The organism is Bradyrhizobium genomosp. I (2014) (assembly GCF_000261685.1).
GTDB lineage: Bacteria > Pseudomonadota > Alphaproteobacteria > Rhizobiales > Xanthobacteraceae > Bradyrhizobium.
The window spans coordinates 24,472-31,006 of sequence record NZ_AJQE01000005.1 but is presented as its reverse complement, the minus strand read 5'-3'; the positions used below and the strand labels follow the sequence as shown (position 1 = coordinate 31,006).

Here is a 6,535-nt window from a genome sequence, read left to right as displayed (position 1 = left end):
TCGGCGGCGAGCCGCTGCACGTTCCCGTGCCCAACCGGCCGATGTCGCTGGCCGACAAAATGCCGACCATCGTCGAGGCGGGAGAATAGCCATGGTGACGTTCTGGGTTGCGCTTCTTGCCATCAGCATCCTGATCTATCTCCTTCTGGACGGCTTCGACCTCGGGGTCGGGATGCTGTTCGGCCTCGCACGCAGCGAGGCGAAACGGGAGGCGATGCTGCGCACGGTCGTTCCGGTCTGGGATGGCAACGAGACCTGGCTGGTCGTCGCCGGCGTGATCATGTGGGGCGCTTTTCCGCTGGCATACGCCACGGTGATGTCAGCCTTCTATATCCCGGTCATCGTGATGCTGCTCGGATTGATCCTGCGCGGCGTGGCGTTCGAGTTTCGCGGCAAGGCGCTCCGTTCGCGCTGGATTTGGGACGTCAGCTTCGTCGCGGGCTCGCTTGCCGCCAGCTTCATGCAGGGCGCGATGGTGGGGGCCCTGGTCGCAGGGCTTCAATTCTCCAAGGGCGACTACGTCGGCGGGACGTTCGGCTGGCTCACTGTCTTTTCTGCCCTGTGCGGGATTGGACTCTGCTTCGGCTATTCGCTGCTCGGCGCCTGCTGGCTGGTGAGGAAGTGCGATGGTCCCGTTCGGGACGCCGCGCGGCGCCAGATCCCGCCGCTGGCCATCGGCGTCCTGATGTTCCTGATCGTCGTCTTCGCCTATGCGCTTGCCGAACATCTTCCGATCCTGCAGCGCTGGACCGACCGGCCCTATCTGTTCCTGTTTCCGCTCGTCGGCGCCGGAGCCGCCGCAGTGCTCGCCACGAGTGTCCTGCGCCACGACGATTACTGGCCATTTCACATGGTCGCGCTGATCTTCGCGGCGGCGTTCGGCACGCTCGCCCTGTCTTTCTGGCCCTATATGATCCCGTTCGTCGTGACGATCGACGAGGCCGCGGCGCCTCATGCAAGTCTCGCATTCCTGTTCTGGGGCGCCGGCCTGTTCGTCTTTCCGCTGATGCTGCTCTATGTCGCGGTCGGCTATCGTGTCTTCCGCGGCAAGTCCGCGGCGGCGGTCGATCACTACTGACGGACGCGCGGCTCGAACCTGCCGTGAGCTATCGCGGCCAAGAAGAAAGGCGCCGTTTCCGGCGCCTTTTTCGTTCAGGCCCTCGTTCATGGCCCAGGTTCAGGAGCTTGTCTTTCAGGACTTCGGCATTCAGGACTTGGACATTCAGGACTTGGGCATGACGCCGGGGCCGTTGTCCGGCCATTGGGCGATCAGCTTCTCGTCGATGTTGAAATGCTGGGCGACGAGCTTGGGCGGCGTGTGCGTCAGCCAGTTGGAGAGCGAGACCTCCTCGTACCGCGGTGCGCGGAACACTCCGACGAATTGCAATTCGGTGTCGCCGACATTCTCGACGTAATGGCCGAGATTGCGCCGTACATAGCCGATGTCGCCGGCCGAGAAATCCGTCGTCAGCGCGTTCGGACCGGTGTCGAACACCGTCATCCGCGCCTTGCCCTTGATGTAGTACTGCCACTCGTCGGCGTTCGGATGCCAGTGCATTTCCCGGACGGCTCCCGGCGGCATCGTCACCAGTGCCGCGGCGACGGTGGTGGACACCTTGAAGTTGCTGCTGTCGGCAACGCGGATGTTTCCGGCGGAGCTCTCCTTGACCGGGGTCGAGCTGCCGAGCGAATGGACGAACGGGTAGGGCGGCGCTTCGGCGTGCCTGGCGACTGCGGCGCGATCGGCGGCGAGATCGCCGGGCACCGTCCCCTGGAAGATCCAGAGATTGTGCAGCGGGATCTTGGCGAAGGCCTCGGCCGGGACGCCGAAGTTCTTGGCCAGGACCTCGGGCGGGGTATGGGCGAGCCAATCCGTCACCAGCAACGTGTTGAACTCGTTGGCATGGCCGTCATCGAAACAGATCACGAATTCGCAGCCGTCGGGACCCAGTCCCTGCAGCGAATGCGGCGCGCCCGACGGAAAATACCAGAGGTCGCCGGCCTTGAGGTCGGCGACATAGGGGCGCCCCTGGGTGTCGAGCACCGTGATGCGACAGGTGCCGTAGGTCATGATCGCCCATTCGGCGGCCTGATGCCAATGCAACTCGCGGATGCCGCCGGCGGACAGCCGCATGTTGACGCCGGAGATTTCCTTGGAGATGGCGAAGTCCTCGACGGTGACCTGCCTGGCCCAGCCGCCATTCTGGATCCGCTTCGGCGCGTTATTGAACGAGGCCCAATCCATCGGCAGGCCGCCGACATCGGTCGCGGGCGGGCTCTGCACCGATGGGAATTGCTTGGCGAGTGCGGGATTCTGCGGACCGGGATCGGTCAGGCTTCCCGGGCTCCTGGCGTTTACCGCCCCTTGCGGCGGTTCATCCGGGTTGCCGAAGGTTGCGGCCTGTGCACTGGAGCCGACCATAGCGGCGCCTGCCGCGGACATGGCCAGCAAATCGCGTCGTGAAAACATGTTGGGTCGCTCCTGAAGATTGGCGAAAGCCCTCTGTGGCGCCGGGGCTCCAACCGCCAACCCTAGTTTCCGCTCGTCGTTTCAGCTTCCGGGAACGGCGCTCCTTTTGCCGGAATGCACTGGCTGCTGCGACCGGCGGTCCGGAATCGAGCGGTCCAATTGAGAAATTCGGCTTCGTTTTGAAAAGACGGCTCTGCCCGTCCGATCCTTAACTGGCCCGGAGAAGTGCAAGATCGAGAGATATCGAGATGACCACGAAATCGGTTCGTCCCTACCGTGAACCAGCCGGCGGCTGGGGCGCGCTCAAGGCGCTCAGCGAGGCGCTTCTGGTCCAGCGCGTGCCGCTGAAGGGCGCGGCGACGTTGAGCCGAATGAATCAGCCGCAGGGCTTTGATTGTCCCGGCTGCGCATGGCCCGATCCGAAGCACACCTCGTCGTTCGAGTTCTGCGAGAATGGCGGCAAGGCGGTCGCCTGGGAGGCAACCTCAAAGCGCTGCACCCCTGAATTCTTCGCCGAGCATACCATCACCGAGCTCGCAAGCTGGAGCGACTATGATCTCGAAATGGTCGGGCGGATCACGCATCCGATGGCCTATGATGCCGCATCCGACCGCTATCTCCCCGTGGAATGGAGCGATGCGTTCGACATGATCGGACGTGAGCTCAGGGCACTGCCGGAACCGAACATGGCGGAGTTCTACACCTCCGGGCGGACCTCGAACGAGGCAGCCTTTCTCTATCAGCTCTTCGTACGCGAATACGGCACCAACAATTTCCCCGACTGCTCGAACATGTGCCATGAGGCAACCAGCGTCGGCCTTCCGTACTCGCTCGGGGTCGGCAAGGGCACTGTGCTGCTGGAAGATTTCGACAAGGCCGATTGCATCTTCATCCTCGGCCAGAATCCGGGCACCAACAGCCCGCGGATGATGACCAGCCTGCGCAATGCGGCGCGTCGCGGCGCATCGATCATCTCGTTCAACCCGTTTCGCGAACGCGCGCTGGAGCGATTCCAGGCGCCGCAAAGCCCGGTCGAGATGATCACGCTGACGTCGACGACGATCAGCTCGAAGCTCTTCCAGGTGCGGGTCGGCGGCGACGTCGCTGTCCTCAAGGGAATCATGAAGATCCTGGTCGAGGCGGACGAGGTTGCCCGCGCCGCCGAGCAGCCGGAGATCCTGGACTGGGATTTCATTCGCGGTCACACCGTCGGCGTCGAAGCGCTGATCGACGATCTCAAGCGCACGCAATGGCCCGACATCGAACGTCAGTCCGGCCTGACGCGCGAGGACATGGAATATGCGGCCGGCGCGTACATGAAGGCAGAGCGGGCCATCATCGTCTACGGCATGGGCATCACCCAGCACTGGCGCGGCGCGCACAACGTGCAGCAGATCGCCAATCTCGCGCTGTTGCGCGGCAATGTCGGGCGCGAAGGTGCCGGCGTCTGCCCGGTTCGCGGCCATTCCAACGTGCAGGGCGATCGCACCGTGGGGATCACCGAGGTTCCCAAGGCAGACTTCCTCGAGCGCCTGGAGCAACGCTTCGGCTTCAAGCCGCCGTCCGCGCCGGGGCACAACGTCGTGACCGCGCTGGAGGCCATGATCCGCGGCGAGGTGAGGGCCTTCTTTGCGATGGGCGGCAATTTCGCCGCCGCCATTCCGGACTGGCAGGCGACGCAGGCGGCACTTGGCAAGCTCGATCTCACCGTCCACGTCTCGACCAAGCTCAACCGCAGCCACCTGATCCATGGCCGCGCCGCCCTGATCCTGCCATGCCTCGGACGCACCGAGATCGATGTCCAGGCGTCGGGACCGCAGTCGATCACGGTGGAGGACTCGATGTCGATGGTGCATGCGTCCGGCGGCCGCAACAAGCCTGCATCGGAGCATCTGCGCAGCGAGGTCGCGATCATCGCCGGCGTCGCCAAGGCGACCCTGGGCGAGCGCACGGTGGTCGACTGGGACGGTTTCGTTGCCGACTACGACCGGATCCGCGATGCGATCGAGGCGGTGTTCCCGATCTTCCAGGGTTACAATGCCCGTATTCGTGTCCCCGGCGGCTTTCACCTCACCTCGACGGCGCGCGAGCGGATATGGGCGACGCCGTCGGGCAAGGCGAACTTCCTGGTGTTTCCGGGGTGCGGCGAAGACCCGCAGAGCGATGCCGATTTCCTCTGGCTCACCACCATACGCAGCCACGACCAGTACAACACCACGCTCTACTCGATGTCCGACCGCTACCGCGGTGTGTTCGGCCAGCGCGACGTGGTGTTCCTCAACGAGTATGAGCTGAAGAAGCGGGGATTGGCCGACGGCGATCGCGTCGACCTGATAACCGCATCGACCGATGGCGCCGAGCGGATCGTGCGCAACTTCCGCGTCGTGGCCTACTCCTTCCCGACCGGCTGCTGTGCGGCATACTATCCGGAGACCAATCCGCTGGTCCCGCTCTACGCCCGGGATCCGCTCAGCTTCACGCCGTCATACAAGGGCGTTCCGATCCGCCTGGTGCGCTCGGCTGCGATCGGGCAATAAGAGCCCGCGGCCGAGACGCTCCGGTCACGCGTCGCAGTGCGGCGAGTCCGCCCGGACGGAGACCGGCAGTGTGAACCAGAAACGGGCTCCGCCGAGCGCGCCATTGCCTTCCGCGCCGATCCGGCCGCCATGCGCTTCGACGATCGACCGGCAGATGGGCAGTCCCATGCCCATCCCGGTCTCCTTGGTCGTAAAGAAGCTGTCGAAGAGCCGGTCGACATGCTCGGCGGCGATGCCTGCACCGTTGTCCTCGACGGTGCAGCACAATGTCGAAGCGTCCGGCGAGACCGTGCTGATGACGATCCGGCGATCGTCATATCCGGCCTGCGTCATCGCCTGCACTGCGTTGATCGCCAGATTGACGATCACCTGCTGCAGCTGGGTGCGATCACCGAGCACCTGCGGCGCGCTCGGGTCGGGCCGATGCACGATCGTCACCGCGCGGGATTCGAGCTCGTGCCGGAGGAAGAGAAGCGCTTCGCGAACGATCTCATCAAATGACAGCGATGTCTGTTCGGGGGCCCTCCGGGAAGCCATTCCGTGAACGCGCGACACGATGTTCGCCGCCCGCTGCGCATCTTTGACGATGTTTTCGATCGTCTTGCGGATCTCGACGATATCGGGAGTGGGCCTGTTCAGCCACCGAAGTCCGGCTGCGCCGTTGGTGGCGATGGCCGCGAGCGGCTGATTGACTTCATGAGCAATCGAGGCGGTGAGCTCGCCGAGCATCGAGACCCGCGCGGCATGCGCGAACTCGGCCTGCACCTGCTGGAGCTTCTGCTGGGCGCGAATACGTTGCGAGATGTCGATCGTGCCGACCAGGCTGACTTCGAGATCGTTGATCGGGCCGACGCGGGCGGTCGTGAAGAGAACGTCGACGATGCGGCCGTCCCACGTCACCATCCTGGTCTCTTCCTCGAAATTCGTCTCGCCGCGATAGCGGGACTCCATCGCCCGGCGGAACGTATCGGGGCGTTCCTTCCAGCTATCGGCCATGGAACGTCCGACATAGCCCTCGACGCCTCCCCCGAACATCTTGATGGCTCGTTCGTTGGCCTCCTGAAAGGTGAGCGCATCCATGCAGGTGCGGAGAAATTCGGGATGGCTGTCGAAATAGGCGCCGAGATCCTTGACGCCCTCGGCGCGCAGCTTTCGAAACAGCACGACGAGCTTGGTGGCGTCGAGCTGCCGGAATGCGATCGGCATGCGGCTGAACAAATGGCGGTAGCGCAGCTCGCTCCGCTCCAACTCGGCGTGGGCCTTCTTCAGGGCCGTGATATCCAGGATCGCGCCGACGAGCGTCAGCGAAGCGGCCAGAAAAGCGGCGAAAGCGATCACCGTGAAGTTGTCGCCAAGCAGCGAACAGGCGAAGGACAGCAGGGTCAAGACGAGGCTGCCCCAGGCCCACAGCAGAATCCGATCCTGTATCGTCTGGATCGGCAGCACGCGGTGCCACCATCGCCGGGGCCGTACGGGGTTGGAGCCATCCAGGCGTTCGACTGTCATGCGGAAGGTCTACCGTGCCGCC

Annotated in this window: 4 protein-coding genes; 2 read left to right on the top strand and 2 right to left on the bottom strand. The window is 64.2% G+C overall.

What is annotated here, in order from left to right:
• Positions 1–91 precede the first annotated feature (91 nt).
• Positions 92–1,078, top strand: a complete 987-nt coding sequence (cydB, locus tag IC50_RS00375; protein WP_035699203.1) for a cytochrome d ubiquinol oxidase subunit II — start codon at positions 92–94, stop codon at positions 1,076–1,078.
• Positions 1,079–1,222: 144 nt separating this feature from the next.
• Here the strand turns inward: cydB and IC50_RS00370 are convergent, their stop codons facing one another.
• Positions 1,223–2,470 carry an oxalate decarboxylase family bicupin gene (locus IC50_RS00370; RefSeq protein WP_035699201.1) on the bottom strand — a complete coding sequence of 416 codons (1,248 nt, stop codon included), beginning with the start codon at positions 2,468–2,470 and terminating at the stop codon, positions 1,223–1,225.
• Positions 2,471–2,718: 248 nt separating this feature from the next.
• Here IC50_RS00370 and IC50_RS00365 point away from each other — a divergent pair, with 248 nt between their 5' ends.
• Positions 2,719–5,007: an FdhF/YdeP family oxidoreductase gene (locus IC50_RS00365; protein ID WP_035699200.1), complete on the top strand. Its 2,289-nt coding sequence runs from the start codon at positions 2,719–2,721 to the stop codon at positions 5,005–5,007.
• 24 nt (positions 5,008–5,031) lie between these two features.
• Here the strand turns inward: IC50_RS00365 and IC50_RS00360 are convergent, their stop codons facing one another.
• On the bottom strand, positions 5,032–6,513 hold the full coding sequence (locus IC50_RS00360) for a sensor histidine kinase (RefSeq protein ID WP_035699198.1): 1,482 nt from the start codon (positions 6,511–6,513) through the stop codon (positions 5,032–5,034).
• Positions 6,514–6,535 lie beyond the last annotated feature (22 nt).

Excerpts from the sequence above, each read along its gene's own strand:
- cydB (WP_035699203.1), top strand. The coding sequence starts at position 92 with ATGGTGACGTTCTGGGTTGCGCTTCTTGCCATCAGCATCCTGATCTAT.
- IC50_RS00370 (WP_035699201.1), bottom strand. The coding sequence starts at position 2,470 with ATGTTTTCACGACGCGATTTGCTGGCCATGTCCGCGGCAGGCGCCGCT.
- IC50_RS00365 (WP_035699200.1), top strand. The coding sequence starts at position 2,719 with ATGACCACGAAATCGGTTCGTCCCTACCGTGAACCAGCCGGCGGCTGG.
- IC50_RS00360 (WP_035699198.1), bottom strand. The coding sequence starts at position 6,513 with ATGACAGTCGAACGCCTGGATGGCTCCAACCCCGTACGGCCCCGGCGA.